Source organism: Rhizobium tropici CIAT 899, assembly GCF_000330885.1.
GTDB lineage: Bacteria > Pseudomonadota > Alphaproteobacteria > Rhizobiales > Rhizobiaceae > Rhizobium > Rhizobium tropici.
On record NC_020062.1, the window covers coordinates 828072 to 849721 of the forward strand.

The following is a 21650-nucleotide window of genomic DNA, read 5'->3' on the forward strand; positions in this document are numbered from 1 at the left end:
TTATGTCGTCCCACGAAGGGAATGTCATTTGCCGCGCAGCCGCGGATGAATGGCGTTCTTTTTCCAGCTCAGCTCCGCATCGATCTCGCGGATCTCCAGCGAAAGCGCGAAATGCGGCGTCTCGAATAGGGGGGCGAGAACGTCGATCGCGGCGGCAAAGATTGCTTCGCCGGTGCGCTTCTTCTCTTCGTCCGTGCGGCCCTTGCCGATGCGGAAGTTCAGATCGACGAAGGCGTTTTCCGGCAGCTTGTCGGCGATGGCGTAGTGATCGGCGCGAAAGGCGCGCACCCGCACGGCACCGATCTCGAAAAGGCCGGTGTCCAGAACCGTCTTCAGCAGCCGTTTGCAGAGCGCGCCGATATCGGCGCGGCCCTCCAGATTGGCCGAATATTCGATGGCGAGATGTGGCATTGAGTCCTCCCGATCTCTTATTTATTTAACACGTTAACAATTGTGTCGAGGATGTCAAGCGGCTGCCTTGAGCATTCTTGCCATATCGAGGCTTTCATCGACGTAACGCGACAGACGCTCGGCGCTGTCCGGAATTTCCGGGCGTTCGGCGAGCCATCCGATATATGTAAGGCTCCGCAGCAGCATGAATAGAGGCAGGCTCGCCAGCGTTGCGTCGGAGAGCACCCGTCGACTGCGATAGCCTGATATCAATGCTTTCTCGATTGCGGGATAGGCGGGTTCGCTGCGGTTCTTGAGCAGAGTCGTCGCGAGATCGAACAGGCGGAAGCCATGCCCCGCATCGTCGAAATCGATGAAAGCGACATTGCCGTCAGTTCCTGTCAGGAAGATGTTTTCCCGCACGAGGTCGGCATGGATCAGCCCGCAATCGAGAGTTTGACTGTTCGCGTTCGCAAGGGCGTGGCGTAGCTCGTCGCGCAAAGCCGAGAGCGCGATGATGCTGTCGGATGGAAGGCCTCGGCAATCCCAGAAGCGGCCCCAGAGCGGCTTTTCGCCGAGCAGCCCATTGATGTCCCAAACCGGGCGGCGAAAACGTTCCGGTGGTTCCCACGCATCGGCAAGCGCGTGCATGGTGGCCATGTTCTGCCCGATACGGAAGAAGATTGCTTCCTGCAACTCGACAGACTGCGATAGCGGCACGCCACTTTGGCCAAGCGGCACACCATCGATCCAGCTCACCACATCGGCATGCTGCTCGGCAAAATGCCTGTTGGCCGGCAGTCGGACGAGGCTCTGCTTTCTGCTTGTCGGCACAGGGCTCGGCACATCCAGGCCGCCGAGCTTGAGGGCGGCCATGAAGTGCAGCTCCGAGCGCAGGCTCGTTTCATCATGATAGCCCGGGCGATGCAGCCGGAGCGCGGCGAATTGCCCGTCTTCCAATGTAATGCGGAAGACGGCGTTCTCCCGATATTTCATCAGCATGGGCTCGTGCGCCCGCACGGACCAATTGTCGAGCGCCTCAAGCGCCCGCTTCTGCAAGGCGTCGTGGATGTTTTGCGGCAACTGATCAGCCATATCGCCTCACAGGCCAGACAGGACGTCGTCGAAGATCGACAACATGTAGTCGGCATTTTCCCGCGTGAACGGCATGGGCGGGCGGATCTTCGTGGCGCATTGGTGAATGCCGATCTTGCCCATCAGCACGCCGCGTTCGCGCATTTCGTTGACGATGCGGGTCGCCTCAGCGGTTGCCGGCTCCTTCGTTTGCCTGTCGAGCACGAATTCCGTACCCATGAAGAGGCCGCTGCCGCGCACGTCGCCGATGATCGAATGTTTCTCGGCCAGCCGCTGGAAGGCATGGCGGGTGTATTCGCCGACATTGCGGGCATTCTCGATGAGGTTTTCGTCCCCGATGACATCGAGCACGGCCATGGCAGCCGCGCAGGAGACCGGATTGCCGCCGAAGGTATTGAAATAGCGGAACGCCTTGCGAAAGGCGTTTATCGTGTCGAGATTGGCAATCACGCCGCCAACAGGGTGGCCGTTCGCCATCGGCTTGCCGAGTGTCACGATATCGGGAACGATGCCGGCGTGCTGGTGACCCCACATATGCGTGCCGGTACGGCCAAAACCGGGCTGCACCTCGTCGGTAATCACGAGGCCGCCGGCTTTGCGTACGGCTGTGACCGTCTTGTCGAGAAAGCCCGGCGGCAGATCCGGAAAGCCTTCATTGGCAAAGAACGGATCGATGATGATCGCCGAGAATCCGTGAGGTGTGTCTTGAAGCGAGGCGATCGCCCTCTCGACTTCGGCCGCGAAGGCCGTAGCAAAGGCCTCTCCGCCCTCGCCATCGAGCGGACGGTAGCTGTCGGGAGCCGGCACATGGCGGACATGGCCGCCGAAACCGCCAACCGGCGGCATACGGGTCGAGAGCTGCGATACCGCGGTCGTATTGCCATGATAGGTGTGGTTCGTGGCGATGACGCCGGTCTTGCCGGTCACAGCCTGCGCCATGCGCAGGGCCACGTCGTTCGCCTCGCTGCCGGTGCAGGTCAGGATCGCAGCATTGAGGCTTTTGTCGAAGGTTGCAGTCAGCCGCTCGACATAGTCGAGAATGCTTTCATGCAGGTAGCGGGTATGCGTGTTCAGCGTCGAAGCCTGCCGCGCGATCGCTTCCACCACACGGGGGTGGCAATGGCCGACATGCGGCACATTGTTGTAGCAATCGAGATATTTACGGCCGTCGGCATCCCATAGCCAAACGCCTTCCCCCCGCACGAGATGCACGGGGTCGTCATAGAAGAGCGACATGTTGCGGCCTAAAAGTCGTTCACGGCGCGCGATAAGGGCGGCATTGTCGGACATGGTTAGCCCCTTGCGGCGGTGAGACCTGCGTCGAGCGCGGTCAGCATGGTCTGGACATTCTCGGCGGTCACGATCAGCGGCGGCGACATGATGACGTTGGCGCCCGAGGTGCGCACGAGAACGCCGGCGTCGTAGGTCGCGTCCTGCACCTTCTGGATCACATCCTTGGCGGCGCCACTCTTTTTGGCACGGTCGCTGACGAGCTCGAGGGCGCACATCAGGCCTTTGCCGCGAACGTCGCCCACCAGTTCATGCTTGTCCTGCAGCTTCTTCAGGCCGGCGAGCAGTTCTTCACCACGCGCGGCAGCGTTATCCGCGACGTTGAGCCGCTTGGTTTCCTTCAAGGTGGCAAGGGCTGCTGCGGCGCCAACCGGATGGCCGGAATAGGTGTAGCCGTGACCGATGCTTCCGACCGCGCTCTTGTTGCTTTCGAAGACCTGAGCGACCTTGTCGGAGATCATCACGGCTCCGAAGGGGAAATAGCCGTTGGTGATCGCCTTGGCCGTCGACATCATGTCCGGCTGTACGCCCCAGAGGCGCGATCCGGTCCACGCGCCGGTGCGGCCGAAAGCGGTGATGACCTCGTCGGCGATCAAGAGAATGCCGTGACGGTCGCAGATTTCACGCATCAACGGCAGGAAGGTTTCGTGCGGGACGATGACGCCGCCGGCGCCGAGCACCGGTTCGACGATCAGCGCGGCAATGGTATCGGCTCCCTGGAAGGCAATCTCGTCCTCGAAGAGCCTGCCGATGGCAGCCGCAATCTCGGCGCCATCGGTGGTGTTGAATGGGTTGCGATAGGGGAAGGGCGCGGGCAGATGGATGACGCCCGGGAGCAGCGGTTCGTAATTGCGGCGGAAATTCTGGTTGCCGTTGACGGAAGCGCCGCCAAAATGCGTGCCGTGATAGCCCTTCTTCAGCGCAAAGAATTTGGTGCGCTCGGGCTGGCCGTTGACCTTGTGGTATTGCCGAGCCAGCCGCAGGCAGGTCTCGACCGAATCCGAGCCGCCCGAGGTGAAGAAGGAACGGCTGAGGCCATCCGGCTTGAACCATTCGGCAAGCTCGTAGGACAGTTCGATCAGCGGCGAGTTGGTCGTGCCGCGGAAAGTCGAATAATAGGGCAGATCGTCGAGCTGGTCGCGGATCGCCTTCTTCACCGGCTCGCAGGAGTAGCCGAGATTGACGTTCCAGAGGCCGCCGACGGCATCAAGTACCTTCTGGCCGTGAATATCGACTATTTCGACGCCTTCGCCGGAATTGATGATGCGAGGCGGATTGGCCTGCATCTCGGCTGGATGGGCCATCGGGTGCCACAGGTGGCGTGCGTTATTTTCGATGATGAAATTGGTCTCACGCATGTCAAATTCCTCTTGTTCAGAGCCCCAGCATCGCAAGTGCGCGGGCATAGCTTTCGGCAGGGCGGGTCACGTCGAAATGCACGTGAGGCAGGTTCACGGCTTCGGCACCCTCGATGTTCTTCCTCTGGTCGTCGACGAAGACGCAGGCCTCGCGTGCCAAATTGAGCTCGGCAAGAACGAGCTCGTAGGCGCGGAGATCGGGTTTCAGGATCTTCGTATAGGTCGCATCGACGATGACGTCGAAAAGCTCGATCAGCGGAAAACGTTGGCGGAATTCGACGCCATAGAAGAGGTCGAGCTCGTTCGACAGGATCGCCAGCTTCAGGCCGGCTTCTTTCGCACGCAGGATAGCGTCGCGGGCTTCCGGGCGCAGAACCAGCTCCGGTTCGGCTCCGCGCGCCCGGCGCACGAAGGTCTGCATGTCCGTCCAGTTTTCGCCGACCATCTTGCCGACTTCGCCGGCCCGCGTGAGCCAATAGTCGCGTTCTGTAATCTCGCGGTTCTGCATTGCGACCCAAAGCGGGTCTGTCGCCGTGTCGAACGGCCCGAGCCAGGTCAGCGATCCCGGGGGAAGGCCAAGCGTGCGCTCGGTGATGTCATGGGTTTCGAACAGCGTGCGGGTAACGACGCCGCCAAAATCGAGGATAAGTGCGCGATCTTGGGTCATGGCCGTCCCTCCGGAATGACGCCTTCGGCGACCCATCGATCGAAGATGGCAAGGGCGGCGGCAGAGAAGGCGGGCGCATTGATATGGGCGTCAACTTCGTGAAGAGCGACAGAGGGCGGAACGGCGCGGCGCATCTCATCGATGAATGCGTCAAGGCCTTCCGGATCATGGAGGGGCTCATCCGGCTTGTCCCATTCCTGCAATCCTTCGGTCGGCAGCAGGAAGGCGACTTTCGCTTCTGCGCGTTGCAATTTCCGTCCGATCAGCCGCGCGACTTCACGCCGGCCTTCAGGCGAGGTCGTCACCGATCCGATCAGCCGGTTATGAGCGTGGTAGGGTCGATCCGCGAAGATTGTGGGCAAGTCCTGCCACGCCTGGAGATCGACCATATCGACGGCACCGGGTGCGACGATCTGCGGAATGCCGGCCCGCCCTGCGTTTTCCAAACGATCGGGTCCAGAGGTGACGACGCTGCTATAATGATGATTGCTGACTTCCTGGATGCAGAAATCGAAGACGGCGGCAAAGTCTCCCTTCGCAGCGATTGCTTCATAGGCGCGCCCGCCCATGCCGGTGGAATGGAATACGGCGACGTCATAGCCGCGCTTTTCCAGCTCGGGCCGCAGATATTTCATATATTTGAGGCAGGACGAGCCGAGCGAGGTCATGCCGACGAGGGGTCGTTCTCGATCGGGCTTGGTGCCGTGCTTGGCAGCGCCGACGACCGCGCCGCAGGCTTGCGAGAGCACGGAGCGGCAGATGCTGTTAAGGCCGTAGAGACCGCCAGCCCACAGAATCATCATCAGATCGGGGGCAATGCGTTCGGGCGGAATGAGGTGGGAGTAGGCAATGGTCGAGACCACGAATTTGGGGACGCCGAGCGGCAGGATGGCGGCCACATCGAGCGCCAGGTCCGTTCCCATGGAGCCGCCGAGCACGATGATGCCGTCGATGAGCCCGTCTTCATAGAGGCGGAGGGTCAGGACCGACGCACCCTTCGCCATAGCCGCCATGGCGCTGTTTTCATCGCCGCTTTCGGCAATCGCCGCAATCGTGGTTCCGGCAGCCTCGGCAATGTCGTGCTTGGAATAATCAGGATTATAGGGCGGATCGCTGAGAATGCTGACATCCATCATCACCGGGCGGCCGCCCGCTTCGGAGATGACGGATGCCATAAACTGCAGTTCGTCGCATTTGGTGTCACCGGTTCCGATGACGAGTATCCGTGGTGAGGGAGCCTCCGGGCTCATCAATCCGTCCTCTTGGGTTTCGCAATGGTTTCCGTGGGTCTTTCCGACCCGTAGTATTTTTCTGAGATAGCGTTGGCTGCAGCAGCTGTCTGCGCGCCGAATTCGTGAATGGCGGCCGTGTTGGTGCGCGAGAGCGGAGCGGCGATCGCCACACAGCCAATCGGTCGGCCGGCTGGGGTGCGCACGGGTGCCGCCGTGCTGATGACGCCGGCCTCCAGGCCCTGGTCAATGATGGAAAAACCTCGTGCTGCGGTTTCAGCGAGCATCTTACGCAGCAATTGGGGATCGGTGACGGTGTGATCGGTAAATTTCTCAATCGGCTTTTTAAGCGCTGCGTCGATTTCTGCCTGTGGACAGAAGGCCAGAAAGGCGAGGCCCGATGCCGTCGCATGGAAGGGAAGGAGGCTGCCGACATCGACGATGATGCGGTGCGCGCGTGCCGAATCCTCGACGTGAATGGTCGAGAGCTGTCCGCCTGAAAACTCCGAGAGATGAACGGTCTCGGTCGAGGCTTCGGCAAGCGCCTTGATGAAAGGAATTGCGATCCGCAGGAAGGGAAAGCGCGCTTCCCGGATGCGAGCGAGGCGGACCGGCGCCGAGCCGATGCGGTAGCGGCGCGTGTCCTGATCCTGCTCGACGAAGCTGTGTTTTTCCAGCTCCACGAGAAAGCGTCGTGCCGTTGCCTTGTCCAGCGCGCACAGGCGAGCGATGTCGGTCAGACCCGCCTCCTTGTCCAGCCGTGACAGGGTGTCAAGCAATGCCAGCGCCTTTCCGATCGTGCTCATTGTTCCTCCTCTTGGGTTGGTCAGGTTCTGATTCTGTGCGTTCCAGCCTCGGCTTCCGTCAAATCAGCTTGCTGACCCTGCACCACGGCACGATAGCAGTGACCCAAGATACTTAACATGCGAAATAACTTGACAGAGGCCGGCAATGTTTGCAAGTCTATATTTGAAGCTGTGGTTCAAATAATGAACCATAAGCGCTGACGACGGCTAAATCAACAAAAGCATAAGCCCGCTCGTCAGTCCGGTTTTTGGTGGAGGTCGCACGCGTGCAATCGCAGCGATGATCGGATGTTCTTAAACAAGGGGAACGAACGCAGATGAACACGCAAAATTCGCAAGGTGCGGCTGAAAACCAGCTGCGCAAAAACAGTCTCGGCGTCGGTGCCGTGACCTTCCTCGTCGTTTCGGCTGCCGCGCCGCTGACGGCTGTTGCCGGCGGCGTGCCGCTTTCGATGATGCTCGGCAACGGGCCGGGTATTCCGCTCACCTTCCTACTGGTGACGGCTATTCTGTTGCTGTTTGCAGTCGGCTACGTCGCCATGGCGCGTCATATTCGCAATGCTGGTGCCTTCTATGCCTATACGGCGCAGGGCCTTGGCGGTCTCATGGGCGGTGCCGCCGCGCTCATTGCCATTCTCGCCTATAATGCCATGCAGGTCGGCGTTCTCGGGCTTTTCGGTGCCGCGACCAAGGGCTTCTTCGCCGAGCAGCTCGGTCTCGATCTTCCGTGGTGGGTCTGGAGCTTCATCGGCATCGCCTTCGTTGCCGTCTTCGGCTATCGGCGCGTCGATCTGTCGGCCAAGGTGCTGACCGTGCTTGTCATTCTCGAATATCTCGTCGTGCTCGTCATCGACGCCGCGATCTTCGCCAAAGGTGGCGATGCCGGCCTCTCGGCATCGCCTTTCACGCCGACCGCCTTTTGGAGCGGAACGCCGGCCATCGGCCTCCTGTTCTGCTTTGCCGCCTTCATCGGCTTCGAAGCGACGACCATCTATAGCGAAGAGGCCCGTGAGCCGGAAAAGACCGTGCCGCGCGCCACCTATATCTCCGTTCTCATCATCGGCCTTTTCTATATGCTGACCTCCTGGCTGATGGTGACGGGCGCCGGCGTCGACAAGCTCGTGCCGACCCTGCAGGGCCTCGCCGATCCCACCACCTTCCTCTTCGGCCTTGCCGAGCGCTATGTCGGCCATTGGATTACCGTCGTGATGAGCGTGCTCTTCATCACCAGCCTGTTTGCCGGCATTCTTGCCTTCCACAACGGCGTGGCGCGCTACATGTATGTCGCCGGCCGCGAAGGCCTGCTGCCGAAGTCGGTCGGCGTCACGCATCCGGTCTTCCAGAGCCCGCATGTCGGCTCGATCATTCAGACCGTTATTGCTATTCTGGTGATCGCGCTTTTCGCGGTGACAGGCCAGGATCCAGTGCTGGCGCTCTTCTCCTGGCTCACCAATGTTGCGACGCTGGCGATCATCCTACTGATGGCCTTCACCGCCTTCTCGATCGTGGTGTTCTTCAGCCGCAATCCGGGGTTCGAGAGCAATGTGCTCGTTATCAAGGTGCTTCCGATCGTGACGGGACTCATTCTGCTCGCACTCGTCTATTATATCTCGGCGAATTTCGGCGCGATTGCCGGCGCCAATGGCGTGCTTGCGGTGGTCTTGCCGGGCCTGGTGCTGATTGCCGGCATCATCGGCTTTATCGCGGCGGCTCGCCTGAAGTCGTCCGATGCGGCAGGCTATGCCCGCCTCGGCGCCGGCCAGGAAGCCTGAACCAGTTCCAATCACGGTGGCGGGAAAACCCGCCACCCTCTCTGTGAGACAATGAGATGCAGGAAAAGATCGACCAGCTCCGGACTTTATCCGTTTCGCCGCAGGCATTGTTCATCGCAGGCGCCTGGCGCCAGCCGATCAGCGGCGCTGCGATGGACGTCACTTCGCCGATCGACGGAACAAAGCTGACCACCATTGCCGATGCCGGCACTGATGATGTCGATCTGGCCGTCAAGGCTGCACGCCATTCCTTCGAAAAGGGCAGTTGGTCGAAGGCGGCGCCGGCCGAACGCAAGAAGGTGTTGCTGAAAATTGCCGAACTGATCGAGAAGAACGCGCTTGAACTCGCCGTACTCGGCGTGCGTGACAACGGCACGGAAATTTCGATGGCGCTAAAGGCCGAGCCCGGCAGCGCCGCCGGCACGTTCCGTTACTATGCCGAGGCGGTCGACAAGGTCTATGGCCAGATCGCGCCGACGGCTCAGAATATTCTCGGTCTCGTCCATCGCGAGGCCATCGGCGTCGTTGCCGCTATCGTGCCGTGGAATTTCCCGATGATGATCGGCGCCTGGAAGATCGCGCCGGCGCTTGCTGCCGGCAATTCCGTCGTGCTGAAGCCCGCCGAGGGCGCGTCGCTGACGCTGCTGAAGCTTGCCGAAATTTGCGCCGAGGCCGGATTGCCCGAAGGCGTGCTCAACGTCGTGACCGGGCGCGGTGCGGTCTGCGGCGAGGCACTGGGGCTGCACATGGATATCGATGTCCTCGCCTTCACCGGTTCCGGCCCCGTCGGACGGCGGCTCCTGGAATATTCGGCGCGCTCGAATCTGAAGCGTGTCTACCTGGAGCTTGGCGGCAAGTCGCCGAACATCGTCTTTGCCGATGCGCCCGATCTCGATCAGGCGGCCAAGGTTTCCGCCTATGGCATTTTTCGCAATTCCGGCCAGGTCTGTGTCGCCGGTTCCCGGCTGCTTGTGGAGAAGTCGATTCATAAGGCCTTCTCCGAGAAAGTGACCGGCATTGCCGAAAGCATGAAAGTTGGCGATCCCCTGCAGCTTTCGACGGAAGCCGGAGCTATCTCCAGCGAGGTCCAGCTGAGAAAAGACCTTGGCTATGTCTCGCAGGCGGTATCGGAGGGTGCATCGCTGCGCACCGGTGGTTCGCGTATTCTTGAGGAGACGGGCGGCTATTACATGCGGCCGACCGTATTCGATGCGACGCCGTCGATGACGCTGGCGCGGGAAGAGGTCTTCGGCCCGATCCTGTCGATCATCCCCTTCGAAACGGAGGCCGAGGCACTTGAGATCGCCAATGCCACTGAATACGGCCTTGCCTCGGCCGTCTGGACGTCGAACATGTCGTGCGCCCATCGGATGGTGCGGGGCATCCGCGCCGGCGTGGTGCATGTCAACACCTATGGCGGCAGCGATAACAGCGTGCCGCTCGGCGGCGTCAAGCAATCCGGCAATGGTCATGACAAGTCGCTGCATGCGCTCGACAAATATGTCGATCTGAAGACGGCTTGGATTCAGCTCTGACGGATTGCTTGCTCATGCAAACAGGGTGCCGCGTTATCGCGGGCACCCTGTTTTCGTTTCTCGTGATCGCCAGCCATTCCATGCGGCACTCAGCCGCCGAAGCTGCCCGTCTGGGTCGGCACATGCACATAGTTGCGGTCAAAATAGAGCAGGGCATGCCCATCCTTGCGGCTGCGGATATCCATGACTTCACCGATGAAGATATGGTGCGTGCCGACCAGGCGCGCTTCCGTCAGACGGCAATCGAAGGAGACGATCGCATCGGAAAGCGCCTGGCTGCCGGAGCGGAAGTTGATCCATTCCGCCGCGGCATAGCGCTCCTCCATGTCGGCGCGTTGGCCGGCGAAATAGCCGGCCAGTTCCTTGTGCTCCTGCGTCAGGACATTGACGCAGAAGCGACGATTATCAAGGAAGAGGCTTGTTTGCGCCGAGCGGCTGTTCATGCAGACCAGCAGCGTCGGCGGCTCGTCGGTGACGCTGCACATGGCGGTCGCGGTAAAGCCGCCGCGGCCGGCAGGGCCGTTGGTGGTGATCACGTTGACCGGCGCGCAAACCCTGGCCATGGCGTTGCGAAATTCGGTTTTCGAGAGTTGCTCCTCCATGGCAACGTCCTCACTCGGCAGCGCTGCGGACTGGGGAGGTGTCACCGAGGGGTGGCAGCCACGTATCTCCGGTCCAGCCGTTCTCGTCGTAATCGCTCATGCACTGATCGACGAGCGCTTCCATTTCCTTCAGCCGCCCGCCGCGCTCGGCGCCCTTCAGCACCTGCAGACGGACTTCCTCCGGCGCGCCGGCATAGTTGAGCTCATAGAGGGCATGGCGTCCGCCGAATTCGGTGCCCGTTGCGTCCCACAGCAGCTTCATGATCTTGATGCGCTCGATATGGCCCATATCGTTGGAACCGCGCACATATTGCGCGAGGTAGCGGTCGATCTCCGGATTGCCGAAATCCTTGGCCGAGGAAGGCAGGTAGATCAGCCCCGAAGCGATGACCCTGCGTACGGTTTCGATGACGCGCGGATAGGCCTCCGACATGAAGGTGCGATAGGAGAGGGCTGCTTCCATGTTCGGCAGCACCGCGCCATTGGCCCAAGGCTGCGGATTATAGGCCATGGCGTTGGAAAACGACCAGAACATGTGGCGAAGCGCGATGATTTCGCCGAGTGCCGCCTGGTTGCCGCGGAAGGCATCGCCGCCGGTCGCGCGCAGCGCCTTGGCGAGCAGCCCGGCGATGAAGTCGAGCTTCACGGCAAAACGGGTGCAGCCCTGGAAGCAATAGCCATGCATGAAGCCCGAGGCCGGATGAAAGGAGAGTATCTTGGCCGCATCGCGCAGCACGAGCACGTCCTCCCAGGGCACGAAGACATTATCGAGCACCAGGATCGCGTCGTTCTCGTCAAAGCGAGAAGACAACGGATAGTCGAAGGGATGTCCCACGGTATTGGCGGTCTGCTCGTAGGAGACGCGGCAGAACATCTTGATGCCAGGGGCATTCATCGGAACGATGAACATGACCGACAGAGACGGGTCTTCCGTGACCGTCGCCGAGCTCTGGGCAAGGAAATTATAGTGGGTCAACGCCGAAGACGTCGCTACCACCTTGGCACCGGAGACGTAGATGCCGGCATCGGTCTCCTTGGTGATGTGGACGAAAACGTCCTTAACGGCATCGGCCGGCTTGTGACGGTCGATCGGCGGATTGACGATCGCGTGGTTCATGAAGAGCACGGATTCCTGCGCCCGCTTATGCCAGGAAAGCGCATTGTCCTTGAACGGCCCATACCAGTCGGCATTGGCGCCGAGCGTGTTCATGAGGGCCGCCTTGTAATCGGCGGTGCGGCCCATCCAGCCATAGGACATGCGCGCCCAATCGGCGATGGCGCCTTGCTGGGCGACAAGCTCGGCGGAGGATTTTGCTACCCGGAAGTATTTGTGGGTATAGCCGCCTGAACCGGTATCGGTCGGGGATGTCAGACGATCCTTGGTCTTTTCATCGTGCAGCGCGTCGTACATGCGGGCGAGCGAGCGGACGGAATTGCGCATGGCTGGATGCGCAGTTACATCGGCGATGCGCTCGCCATTGATATAGACTTCGCGGCCGTCGCGCAGGCTTTCCAGATATTCGGCGCCGGTAAATGGGCGGGTCTTGTCGCTGCGGTGATCTTCAGCTCGCATCTCGTATTCCTCCCTTGAGATCATGGCTGACGCTACGTCCGGAGCCTTGCCGCGACCATGGACAAAGAGGGCAATTCGCTGGTACTTTTTCCGGCATGTCGCAGAAGAACGAAATCCCGAATTTCTTTGTCTATGGCGTGCCGAGCCGGGCGCTGGATGTCGGATTCCTGCATGTGGAAACGGTCATGGACCGAAAAACACTGCATTTTGGGCATGTCGCATCCCATAAACACCCGCTGATGGGGCAGATCACCTATTGGTACAAGGGCGGTGGTCGCTACAGGATCGAGGATCGGACTTGGAATTTTTCCGCTCCGACGATCAGTTTCGTGCCGAGCAACATCATTCATGGATTCGATGTCGATGATCAGTCCGATGCCATCGTCCTTTCGATATCGGACGATACCTTAAAGGCTTTGGCACCCCAGGTGGATCTAAGCCTTGATGTGCCCACCTTTCTGACAGCGCGGCCGGACGATCCTTCCTGGCAAAAGCTCGACACGCTGCTGCAGATGGTGAGTGCGGAATATCGCGAGCGTAGCGGCCAGAGTGAAAAGGTCATGTTGGGTCTGATCGGCGTTGTACTGTCGCTGATGAGCCGGCTTGGCGGCAGCGCGGCGCTGCCTTCGGCTTCGCCGACCGTGGCGCTCGCGCTCGCGTTGCGGAGCGCCATCGACCGGCATTACAAGAGCGATTGGCCGGTCGGCACCTATGTCGACCTGCTCGCCACGACGCCGCATCTGCTCGATAAGGCGGCGCGCGAGGTGTTTGGACACAGCGTAAAGGAGATGCTTTTGGACCGGCGGCTGCTGGAAGCCAAGCGCCTCTTGATGTTCACCATCCGCTCCGTCGAGGATATCGGCCGCGAAGTGGGTTTTGAAGACCCCGCCTATTTCTCGCGCTTCTTTCGCAAGCGGATGGGGGAGGCGCCGGCGGCCTGGCGGCGCCGGAATTTGGAACGGGAGCCATCGGGTAATGATGCGGCGTAACACGGGCGGGTCGCAGCGACATGTTCGAGATATCTTGATCGATCAGCTTCTCCGATAGCGGGCGCGGAATTCGCGCGGCGTGCAGTTTTCGCGCTCATGGAATAGTCGGGAGAAATAGAACGGATCATCGAACCCGACTTTCGAGGCGATGATCTCGATCTTGTCGTCCGTCATCGTCAGCAACTCCTTGGCACGGTCCATGCGCACACGAAGCTGAAAGCCCTTTGGCGGAAGCCCGACTTCCGCCGTGATTTTCCGCCGTAGCGTTGCGGATGACATGCCGTATTCAGCGGCAAAAGCTGCCATATCAAGGGATTGTGTCGCTCTTTGGCGAAGCGCCTCGATGATTTCCCCGATATCCGAGCCTTGCTGAGGGGAGGGAACGGCCTGGCTCGCCTGCCGTGCGGCCAGAATGACCATCTGATGAAGAGCGGCGGCGGCGGCTGCTCTCGACAGGTTGGTATCCTCGATGAGATCGTCTTGGATCGTGCCGAAAAGACGCTGCACGCTGTCGAGATTACGTAGGGTAATGAGCGGATTCTGCTCGCTGATGAGGCGAAGGCGCAGAAAGTCGCGCACGAGAGAGCCTTCGAAAAGCGCCCATCGTTCGCTCCAACCTTCAGCATCAGGGCCGTACGAATGCTGGCGGTTCGGGAAGAGCCAGAAGAGCGCCGGGCCTTTCACGCTTCTGCGGCCGGCGGCATCCGTTTCGAGAAAGCCCTGGCCGCTCTCGACGAGAACCACCGCATAGCTCGGCAGCTTCCGCGCGGTGACGGCATGCATGGCGTGTTGCCTGCCGCTGCCGGTGACCGACAGTCCTCCCGTGGCTGCAAGCGGTGAGCGGTAGATGGCATGTTTTGCCGGCTTCATGGTGAGCGAAAAGTCCAGTATCACTTTCGTCCATGTAGTGAACCATCGCTGACAGCTAGATTCAATGGGCAATCAGTTCAAACCATAGGCGAGTGAAATGTCGATTCCCATGCAGGCCGTGCCCTCCGGCGAGAATGCACTCAACCTTGTTGCCAATGGAAAGATTCTCTCTACTGCGGCTCATCGGCTCGGCTATCTCACCCCGACCGATCCAGGCATCGGTATGGAGCCAATCCGTCGGCTTTACGAGGAGAACGGCTATGTATGGCTCAAGGGTTTCCTGCCGCGTAGGGACGTGATCGATTTTCGCGGCTGGGTCTTCGGCCATATGGCGAAGACAGGGCTGATTGCGGAAGGAACGGACCCGAGGGATGGAATCGCCTCGGCGGCGGAAGGCCGGGATGTCGATCGTTGCCTGATGTCGCTCGTGCGCTCGGTCGCCTATGAGGGCTTTTGCGCCCAGCCGCGTCTTTCGCGCTTCATGGACGAATTCCTCTCGGGCATCTCCTATCTGCACAAGCGCAAGATCATGCGCCATGTGCGGCCGGGAACGACGACGGCGACGCCAGCCCATTACGATCTGGTCTATCTTCGCGGCGGCACCAGCCGGATCGTGACGGCATGGATACCGATCGGGGATATCCCGATCGAAATGAGCGGTCTGACCTATTTGGAAGGATCGCACGCCATCGGTGCCCGAATGGAGCACGAGTTCAGCGAAAAGAACAAGGATCTCAGTCCTGAGGAACGCGTGAGCGCCTATAATCGAAACATGACGGAGGGTGGCTGGGTCTCGAAGGATCTGCCGGATATGGCGGAACGCTTCGATACGCGCTGGCTGGTCGCCGACTATGAGGCAGGCGACGTCATGCTCCATTCACCGTTCATGATCCACGCCTCGACCACCAATCAGGACAGGCAGCACAGATTGCGCCTTTCCACCGACATTCGCTATCAGAACGTCGAGGACGAGATCGATGCGCGATGGAACAACCACTGGACGCTCGGCGACATGCTGTGAGTCAGGTTTGATCCTGTTGCAGGCTCGTTCGAAGCGTGCCCCAATTGTCATCCTTTAGCACGCGTTCGATTTCCTCGACCCGATCGCGACGGCGCTTCAGCCGTTTGCCGATGCGGCCAAACCAGCGTTTGCGCTTGGTCGCCTCGCGGCTTGCCTGTAGCTGCTCGATGAAGACTTCGCCGACGGACCCATTTTCGAGCCGGTCGAATATCCAGCAGAAGGCGGCAGGCAGTTTCGCCACCTTGAATTGCGGCTTCGTGCTTGCCGCATCCTCGGTGATGATTTCCTCCAGAACGACCTGATCCCACACGTCGGGCTTGGCAAGGCATCCTTCCCGCCAGCGCTCGATGAGCTGCGCCGCGCCAGGCGTATCGTTGATGAGAATGGTCGCGCTGATAAGGCGTTCATCGCCTTCATAATAGACGGCAATATCGCATTCGAGCTTACGAAGCTCCGGCCAGGGATTGCGGTGGAAGACGGCATCGACGTCGACATAGAGCAAAGGCCCGCGCAGCCTTGCCCTTTCCTGAAGCAGGAAACCTGGTTTCAGCCCGGCATTCAATACCCAGCTGCCGGCGCTGGGGACTGCCGTTGCAGAGACCTTCAGCCCGATCCGCTCCGCTGAATGGGCCATACGTTCCTTTTCCTGTTCGTAAAAACTGCCCTCGGTAAAAAATGCCACAATCGGGCCGTCGGCGCTGGTTGCCTTGGATGTGCGTTCGGCCAGATCCCGTGTGGCTGGGAAGGGGACAATCAATGCACGCTGCTGCGGACTCCAGGGGCGAATTTTATTGAGGATATTCAAGAAGGCACCTTCGGGGTTTGTAAGCTTCAATCGATATCCGCCACCTTGAAAGCGTTGCGGACGAGATTGAGAGTTTGGATGAATGGGCATTTTGGCTGGCCGATGGCGGATAGGTCACATCGCTGGCGTTCGTACCGGATTGGCAAACCGTTTGATCTTCGCTAATCGATTGTCATGTCCGATAATGTCATCAAGTTTGAACGTCGTCCGAAGCCGAAACCACCGAGACAAACGCCTCCCTGGCTCAAGCGTTTGTTGGCGATCCTGGCCGTCATTGCGTTTTTCGTAGCAGCCTTTGCTTATTTCACGCTGAAGAGCGGCGCAGCCGGCCCAACATTCTGAGCAGTTCAAGACTGCTCCCCTTGCTTTTCGTAGAAAGCCGTTGAGCCTGGACACAGTTCATCTCGGCAAGATTTTCTTTTGCTGGAAATGAAGGTTTTTATCTAGATATTTCAATTATTTAATGGAGATACTTTGTGTCTCCGCAGCTTGGTCGCGGGTGGAAGTTGATCCCAGCGTTTCTATATTTCAGGGATGTTCATGGTCTGACAAACAGGAAGAGGAGCAGGACATGACATTGACCTCGCAAGACGTCACCACCGTACTCGGCCCTGTCGACGAGACCCTTATCGCCGATATCGTTGCGACAGGCGCAACGCCGACGGATCTGTCCGAGGCATGGGCTTGGGTCAATAGCGATGAGGCTTTGATCGGCGAGGGCCGCCATCTGCCTGATGGTAAGGTGGCAGCGCTGGTGGATCTGCTTTCCGCCGACGATGAGGAGTGGGAAGAGTAGCAATTGGCGTTTTCAAGGCCTGATGCTAGCCATGCCGCCACCTATATACGGCATGGCTGCAGGCTCTAATATTCCTAAAGCTCAACCTTTGCATTGTCGCCCATGTCGGGTCTCGAATTCGAGATAGCTGCCGCCGCCATCTTGATGTAGCTGATGACGCTGCCGGGGCTATCCCAATATTCAGCGAAGACAGGCGTCACTTTCAAAACGCGGATCGAGGGATCGTCGGCGCTGTCCCACCAGGCCCTGGCTCCCGTGGACCAGAGATCCCTAACGCGTTCACGGTCGTTGCTGACTTCAGCCGTCCCGGAGATCGAAACATATTTTTGACCCCGGGTGTCGGCGAAGGCGAGGCAGACATTCGGCCAGCGGGCGATCTCCTCATCCTTGTGGCCCGCGACATCCGTCAGGAAATAAATCGCATTTTCGATCGGTTCGGGATGTGCAGCCATCGGCCGTGCGCGCAGGCTTCCGGATATTTGCGTGGTCAGCATGCAAAAGCCGATCTTGTCGACCAATTCCCAAACGCGCGCGTTCTCGTCGGTGTCCGTCATGGCTGTCTCCTGGTTTTGATTGCAAAGAGAGGGAGTTGAGTTGAGATCATCCGCTGAAGGATCTATGGCTGCTCGCGAGTGCCCGGTGTAGCCTCACGCTGGTCCGCATCGTCAAGATCGCTCTTCACGACGAAGGCGTCGCCATGCTGGCGAACGGCTTCTTTTTCCGCTTCGATATTGGGCACGTCGTCAGCAGCGCGCTCTTTGACGTGTTCCGACGCCGCGTCGATCTCACCTTTGGTCTGGTCGGCGGGAACCGATCCAGCGCGATTGCGGGTGGCGTCATGCTCGGTCTTCGAGTTGCCATTGTCGCGTCGCGTGTCTGTCATTTCGCTCATCCTGTTCGTCTGCTCCGCGAAGTCTCGCGTCATTTTGAAGATGGCGCGGCCGAGAGCCTTCCTTAGTGCGGGGGCGACTGGCCACGTCGGTCAAACCGCGCGGCGCGCCCATTGTTCCGTACTCGCGAGGCAAACGCGGATTTCCTTTGTCGATGGAGGCCAGAAGGCTGGGCGGAATGGAACCTTGAACCCGAATTTGCGTCTTCCTAAGTGAGTGACAGCCGAGGCTTTATGAGCTCGGTCACAATCACGTCTCTCAGGAGTGACCAAAATGGAAGTAAGAACAAAAACCATCGAAGAACTCAGCGTCGAAGAGCGCGAGGAAATTCTCATCGATGTTGCGAAGACATTGGAAGGCAATGCACGCGAGGCCCTCGTCGAAGGCAACAAACAATTCGCCATCCTGTCCACCAATATGGCGGAAGCGATCCGCGTCAATGCAGACGAGCTTGCCCGCGACGATCCGGAAAATGCCGAACGGCTTTTGCAACAAGCTGTCGCAATGATCTCGCAGTTCAATGCTACTCATCCTTACCGATTGGTCAGCACGGCTGTTCACTAAGGGCTGCACGCCTCACTTCTCGTTTCGACAACACGACCCGGAGGATTTCGATGTCAGAACTTATTGTGCTTGGTTTCGATGATGCCGACAAAGCGGACGCTGTCCTGAACCGCCTCGTTCAGCTCGAAAAAGAATATTTGATCGATCTGGAGGATGCCGTCATCGCCGTTCGTGATGAATCCGGAAAGGTTCGTCTGAAGCAGAGTGTCAATCTGACGGCGGCAGGCGCTGCAAGCGGTGGTCTTTCGGGCGCTCTCTGGGGTTCGCTCGTTGGTCTACTTTTCCTCAATCCTCTTGCTGGGCTCGTCGTCGGCGGCGCAATCGGTGCCGGCTCCGGCGCTCTTGCCGGATCGATGGCCGATTACGGTATCGACGACGATCTCATGAAGCGCCTGGCCGAAACCATTCCGGCGAAGAGTTCCGCGCTTTTCCTCCTGATCCGCAAGGTTCAGCCGGAAAAGGTGCTTGCCGAATTCAAGGGCGAGCATGCGCGGCTGCTGCGCACCTCGCTGTCGCCCGAGCAGGAGGCGCGGCTGCGCCAGGTGCTTGTCGACGAGACCTCACCGACGCCTGAGGCTTCCGCCACCGTCTGAACGTAATTCCGATCTCTACTCCTGTCGTCGGCGGAGGCCGTGCTTTCGTCCAGGAAGCACGGTGGCTCGAGGATTGAACGGTGCGCTCGCCATTACCTGCGCGCCTTCCCTAATCGGGCAAATACTGCCATTGTAGGTCATGCGGTCATTCACTAGCCGCAGCAGGGAGAGGGCAAGCCCCGGACGGCCATTGTCAGCACATGTTTCCAGGCGAAAACTTGCGCGATGACCGATCCTGTAATTCGTCAAAACCAGCCGCCGGAAAAACCCAAAATATCGCTGATTCAGACCAAACGCGCGACGCTGCAGGCGCTAAGAGTCATGATCGCGTGCACGATCACCTATGCCATTTCACAGCATCTCCATCTCCAGCAGGGCTATTGGGCCGTCTTCACGGTACTGATCGTCATGCAGGCGTCGGTGGGCGCGACCGCTGGAGCGGCTTTCGACCGGCTGATTGCGACGGTCGCAGGCGCCGTGCTCGGAGGTATTGCGGTCTTCGTCACGCCGCAGGAGCCGCTTGCGATTGGCATTGCCCTGATCTGCGTCGTCGGCTTTTCAAGTTTCGTGGCGGCGCGCGTGCCTCGTCTGCGCAATGCCGGACTGACGGCCGCGATCGTCATGTTGACACATTCCGCCGCCGTTCCCGTCGAGATTTTCGTGATCGATCGCATTGCCGAGATTACGCTCGGCGGTGTCGTCGGCGTGCTCGCCAGCCTGTTCATCCTGCCGACGCGCTCGCGGACCATGGTGTTGGATCGCTTCGGGTCGGCACTCGACCTCATGGCGCAGATCTTGCGAAGGCTTGCAGCCGGCGTCGAAAAGGGTGAGCCTGTATCGGCCACCGAGGCAAATATTGCCCTGCGTCAGTCCTTGATGGCGACGGAAGCGCTTTTGACCGACGCGCAGCGCGAGCGCGCCTTCTGGCTGACACGCCAGGGAATTTCGGAAGCCATTCCCCGTTCGCTCTGGCGCATCCGCAACGACATGACCTATCTCAGCCACATCGTGGAAACACCTTTCCCGCCAGCGATTGTAGAAGCGATCGGGCTCCAGGCTGGCGGAATGCTGATCATGTCCCAGGACGTGGTGTAGCTTAGACGACCACGGCTCATCCCAGAGGGTCGGATGAGTATCAGCTTGCTGCTGGCAGGCTGATGAGCGGATCATCGCTCATTGTGGCGATTGTCTCAAGTGTCATGTAGCGGGATCGCTGGACGGCCCATTCATCGTTCTGTTCGAGCAGCAGCGCACCGACCAGGCGCACGATGGCGTCGTCGTTGGGGAAAATGCCGACGACCTCTGTGCGCCGCTTGATCTCACCGTTCAATCGCTCAATGGGGTTGGTCGAGTGAAGTTTGGCCCAATGCTGCTTGGGAAAGGTCATGTAGGCGAGCACGTCTTGCTCGGCACTGTCCATGAGACTGGCGAGCTTCGGTACCTTTGGCCTGATCTGGTCGGCGACGTTGCGCCACTGAGTGCTTGCGGCCTCCGGCGTGTCCTGAGCGAAGGCCGTTGCAATGAACGCGGAGACAACCCGGCGTCCGCTCTTTCCAGCATGGGCCAAGGCATTGCGCATAAAGTGCACCCTGCAGCGCTGCCAGGTGGCGGAAAGCACTTTCGATACTGCGGCCTTGATGCCCTCATGGGCATCGGAGACGACGAGCTTGACGCCGCGCAGCCCCCGCCTGATCAGCTTTCGAAGAAACTCGGTCCAGATCGCCTCGGCCTCGGACGTGCCGATCTCCATGCCGAGCACTTCGCGTCGGCCATCGGTGTTGACGCCGACGGCGATGATTACGGCGACGGAGACAATACGACCACCGCGCCGAACCTTGAGGTAGGTCGCATCGATCCACAGGTAGGGCCATTCTCCTTCGATGGGCCTGTCGAGGAAGGCCTTCACCTTCTCATCGATCTCCTCGCAGAGCCGGGACACCTGACTTTTGGAGATGCCCGACATGCCCATGGCCTTGACGAGGTCATCAACAGAGCGGGTCGAAACACCCTGGATATAAGCCTCCTGGATGACCGCCGTCAGAGCCTTCTCGGCCATGCGGCGCGGCTCCAGGAAGCTCGGGAAGTAGCTGCCGGTGCGAAGCTTGGGAATGCGCAGCTCGACGGTGCCCGCCCGTGTCTCCCAATCCCGGTCGCGATAGCCGTTACGCTGGGCCAGCCGGAAGCCATTCTTCTCGCCATAGGCCGCGCCGGTCTTCGTGCCGACCTCCAGCGCCATCAGCTTCTCGGCAGCAAAGCCGATCATCTCCCGCAGCAAATCGGCATCAGCGCTCTTCTCAACGAGTGAGCGCAGGTTCATCATGTCGTCGGTCATCGGTGGTGTCCCTCAGGTTGGCTCTAAGCAACCCGACCCTACCGGAAATCACCGATGGCTATGAAATCAAGCTACACCACTCCATGGGACACGATCGGAATGCTGGAGGCACAGGCCCGTTTTGCGGAGGCATGCGGCCGGGCGTTGCGTGCCGGTGGCGAAATCGATCCGGATGTGCTTTCGGCAGGCGACGCGGCTTTCGAGGCCGCGTTCAGCACTCTTCAGACTTCCGAGGCCGCCCAGTCGATGGGATTTAGCGAAACGGGCCGGTTGTTCGGTCTCGATTTCACATTGCGGCGCATGCGCCAGAATTTTCTCGATCTCGCCGACCGCATCCGCGAAAGCAACGTCAATTGAAAGGCTCCAGCCTGTTTTTGGCCAGTCCCAAGTCTCTGCGTTGGGTGCGATGGTCGACATCCAGCAACGTGGAAATCCGATTGAGGCTGTCGAAGCAGTTGACGCAATTTTAACCG

23 protein-coding genes are annotated in these 21650 nt (G+C 59.8%); 9 read left to right on the top strand and 14 right to left on the bottom strand.

Translation table 11 applies throughout. The annotated features are described in order from the left end of the window. Positions 1 to 24 precede the first annotated feature (24 nt). Genes RTCIAT899_RS25945 through RTCIAT899_RS25975 form a run of 7 tightly spaced genes read right to left on the bottom strand, consistent with a single transcriptional unit; the run spans position 25 to position 6835 of the window. Complete coding sequence (locus tag RTCIAT899_RS25945) at positions 25 to 411, bottom strand: 5-carboxymethyl-2-hydroxymuconate Delta-isomerase (RefSeq protein WP_015342796.1); 387 nt, start codon at positions 409 to 411, stop codon at positions 25 to 27. Between the two features lie 54 nt (positions 412 to 465). After that, the gene (locus RTCIAT899_RS25950; protein ID WP_015342797.1) at positions 466 to 1485 is read right to left on the bottom strand and encodes a homoserine kinase; all 1020 of its coding nucleotides are present in this window, start codon (positions 1483 to 1485) and stop codon (positions 466 to 468) included. A gap of 6 nt (positions 1486 to 1491) precedes the next feature. Next, positions 1492 to 2775, bottom strand: a complete 1284-nt coding sequence (locus RTCIAT899_RS25955) for an aspartate aminotransferase family protein (protein WP_015342798.1) — start codon at positions 2773 to 2775, stop codon at positions 1492 to 1494. Positions 2776 to 2777: 2 nt separating this feature from the next. After that, positions 2778 to 4133 (bottom strand): aspartate aminotransferase family protein, encoded by a 1356-nt coding sequence (locus tag RTCIAT899_RS25960; protein WP_015342799.1) that lies wholly within the window; start codon positions 4131 to 4133, stop codon positions 2778 to 2780. Between the two features lie 16 nt (positions 4134 to 4149). Continuing rightward, positions 4150 to 4800 carry an HAD family hydrolase gene (locus RTCIAT899_RS25965; RefSeq protein ID WP_015342800.1) on the bottom strand — a complete coding sequence of 217 codons (651 nt, stop codon included), beginning with the start codon at positions 4798 to 4800 and terminating at the stop codon, positions 4150 to 4152. Further along, the gene (locus tag RTCIAT899_RS25970; protein ID WP_041678177.1) at positions 4797 to 6050 is read right to left on the bottom strand and encodes a Tm-1-like ATP-binding domain-containing protein; all 1254 of its coding nucleotides are present in this window, start codon (positions 6048 to 6050) and stop codon (positions 4797 to 4799) included. The genes RTCIAT899_RS25965 and RTCIAT899_RS25970 overlap by 4 nt, the downstream gene beginning before the upstream one ends. After that, positions 6050 to 6835 (bottom strand): IclR family transcriptional regulator, encoded by a 786-nt coding sequence (locus RTCIAT899_RS25975; RefSeq protein WP_015342802.1) that lies wholly within the window; start codon positions 6833 to 6835, stop codon positions 6050 to 6052. The genes RTCIAT899_RS25970 and RTCIAT899_RS25975 overlap by 1 nt, the downstream gene beginning before the upstream one ends. Positions 6836 to 7152: 317 nt before the next feature. On the opposite strand from RTCIAT899_RS25975, the gene RTCIAT899_RS25980 reads away from it, so the two are divergent. Together RTCIAT899_RS25980 and RTCIAT899_RS25985 are read left to right on the top strand one after the other, a co-directional pair. Beyond that, positions 7153 to 8607, top strand: a complete 1455-nt coding sequence (locus RTCIAT899_RS25980) for an APC family permease (RefSeq protein ID WP_015342803.1) — start codon at positions 7153 to 7155, stop codon at positions 8605 to 8607. A gap of 56 nt (positions 8608 to 8663) precedes the next feature. Next, positions 8664 to 10142, top strand: a complete 1479-nt coding sequence (locus tag RTCIAT899_RS25985; RefSeq protein WP_015342804.1) for an aldehyde dehydrogenase — start codon at positions 8664 to 8666, stop codon at positions 10140 to 10142. 89 nt (positions 10143 to 10231) lie between these two features. Here the strand turns inward: RTCIAT899_RS25985 and RTCIAT899_RS25990 are convergent, their stop codons facing one another. Beyond that, positions 10232 to 10744 carry a flavin reductase gene (locus RTCIAT899_RS25990; RefSeq protein ID WP_015342805.1) on the bottom strand — a complete coding sequence of 171 codons (513 nt, stop codon included), beginning with the start codon at positions 10742 to 10744 and terminating at the stop codon, positions 10232 to 10234. 10 nt (positions 10745 to 10754) lie between these two features. Beyond that, entirely contained in the window at positions 10755 to 12317 is a 1563-nt protein-coding gene (locus RTCIAT899_RS25995; protein ID WP_015342806.1) for a 4-hydroxyphenylacetate 3-hydroxylase N-terminal domain-containing protein, read from the bottom strand. A 95-nt stretch (positions 12318 to 12412) separates the two neighbouring features. Between RTCIAT899_RS25995 and RTCIAT899_RS26000 the strand changes: the two genes are divergently transcribed. Further along, entirely contained in the window at positions 12413 to 13306 is an 894-nt protein-coding gene (locus tag RTCIAT899_RS26000) for a helix-turn-helix domain-containing protein (protein WP_015342807.1), read from the top strand. A 42-nt stretch (positions 13307 to 13348) separates the two neighbouring features. On the opposite strand, the gene RTCIAT899_RS26005 is transcribed toward RTCIAT899_RS26000, so the two are convergent. Continuing rightward, positions 13349 to 14176 (bottom strand): helix-turn-helix domain-containing protein, encoded by an 828-nt coding sequence (locus RTCIAT899_RS26005; protein WP_041678178.1) that lies wholly within the window; start codon positions 14174 to 14176, stop codon positions 13349 to 13351. A 97-nt stretch (positions 14177 to 14273) separates the two neighbouring features. Here RTCIAT899_RS26005 and RTCIAT899_RS26010 point away from each other — a divergent pair, with 97 nt between their 5' ends. Continuing rightward, the gene (locus RTCIAT899_RS26010) at positions 14274 to 15197 is read left to right on the top strand and encodes a phytanoyl-CoA dioxygenase family protein (protein ID WP_041678179.1); all 924 of its coding nucleotides are present in this window, start codon (positions 14274 to 14276) and stop codon (positions 15195 to 15197) included. Position 15198: 1 nt separating this feature from the next. Here RTCIAT899_RS26010 and RTCIAT899_RS26015 read toward each other — a convergent pair whose 3' ends face one another. Then, entirely contained in the window at positions 15199 to 15831 is a 633-nt protein-coding gene (locus RTCIAT899_RS26015) for a putative nucleotide-diphospho-sugar transferase (protein ID WP_135488114.1), read from the bottom strand. A 742-nt stretch (positions 15832 to 16573) separates the two neighbouring features. On the opposite strand from RTCIAT899_RS26015, the gene RTCIAT899_RS26020 reads away from it, so the two are divergent. Beyond that, a complete protein-coding gene (locus RTCIAT899_RS26020) occupies positions 16574 to 16798 on the top strand; it encodes a hypothetical protein (RefSeq protein WP_015342812.1) in 225 nt (74 codons plus the stop codon). 74 nt (positions 16799 to 16872) lie between these two features. Here the strand turns inward: RTCIAT899_RS26020 and RTCIAT899_RS26025 are convergent, their stop codons facing one another. Beyond that, positions 16873 to 17352 carry a pyridoxamine 5'-phosphate oxidase family protein gene (locus tag RTCIAT899_RS26025; protein ID WP_015342813.1) on the bottom strand — a complete coding sequence of 160 codons (480 nt, stop codon included), beginning with the start codon at positions 17350 to 17352 and terminating at the stop codon, positions 16873 to 16875. Between the two features lie 62 nt (positions 17353 to 17414). Further along, positions 17415 to 17681 carry a hypothetical protein gene (locus RTCIAT899_RS33705; protein WP_135488115.1) on the bottom strand — a complete coding sequence of 89 codons (267 nt, stop codon included), beginning with the start codon at positions 17679 to 17681 and terminating at the stop codon, positions 17415 to 17417. A gap of 280 nt (positions 17682 to 17961) precedes the next feature. Between RTCIAT899_RS33705 and RTCIAT899_RS26035 the strand changes: the two genes are divergently transcribed. From RTCIAT899_RS26035 to RTCIAT899_RS26045, 3 genes are all read left to right on the top strand, one after another. Continuing rightward, positions 17962 to 18252 carry a hypothetical protein gene (locus RTCIAT899_RS26035; RefSeq protein ID WP_015342815.1) on the top strand — a complete coding sequence of 97 codons (291 nt, stop codon included), beginning with the start codon at positions 17962 to 17964 and terminating at the stop codon, positions 18250 to 18252. A gap of 50 nt (positions 18253 to 18302) precedes the next feature. Next, the gene (locus RTCIAT899_RS26040) at positions 18303 to 18845 is read left to right on the top strand and encodes a DUF1269 domain-containing protein (protein WP_015342816.1); all 543 of its coding nucleotides are present in this window, start codon (positions 18303 to 18305) and stop codon (positions 18843 to 18845) included. A gap of 225 nt (positions 18846 to 19070) precedes the next feature. Continuing rightward, positions 19071 to 19940, top strand: coding sequence for an FUSC family protein (locus tag RTCIAT899_RS26045; protein ID WP_051043338.1), 870 nt, complete (start codon positions 19071 to 19073; stop codon positions 19938 to 19940). 40 nt (positions 19941 to 19980) lie between these two features. Here RTCIAT899_RS26045 and RTCIAT899_RS26050 read toward each other — a convergent pair whose 3' ends face one another. Beyond that, positions 19981 to 21177, bottom strand: coding sequence for an IS256 family transposase (locus RTCIAT899_RS26050; protein ID WP_004110519.1), 1197 nt, complete (start codon positions 21175 to 21177; stop codon positions 19981 to 19983). A 54-nt stretch (positions 21178 to 21231) separates the two neighbouring features. Between RTCIAT899_RS26050 and RTCIAT899_RS33580 the strand changes: the two genes are divergently transcribed. After that, the gene (locus tag RTCIAT899_RS33580; protein WP_041678181.1) at positions 21232 to 21534 is read left to right on the top strand and encodes a hypothetical protein; all 303 of its coding nucleotides are present in this window, start codon (positions 21232 to 21234) and stop codon (positions 21532 to 21534) included. Positions 21535 to 21650 lie beyond the last annotated feature (116 nt).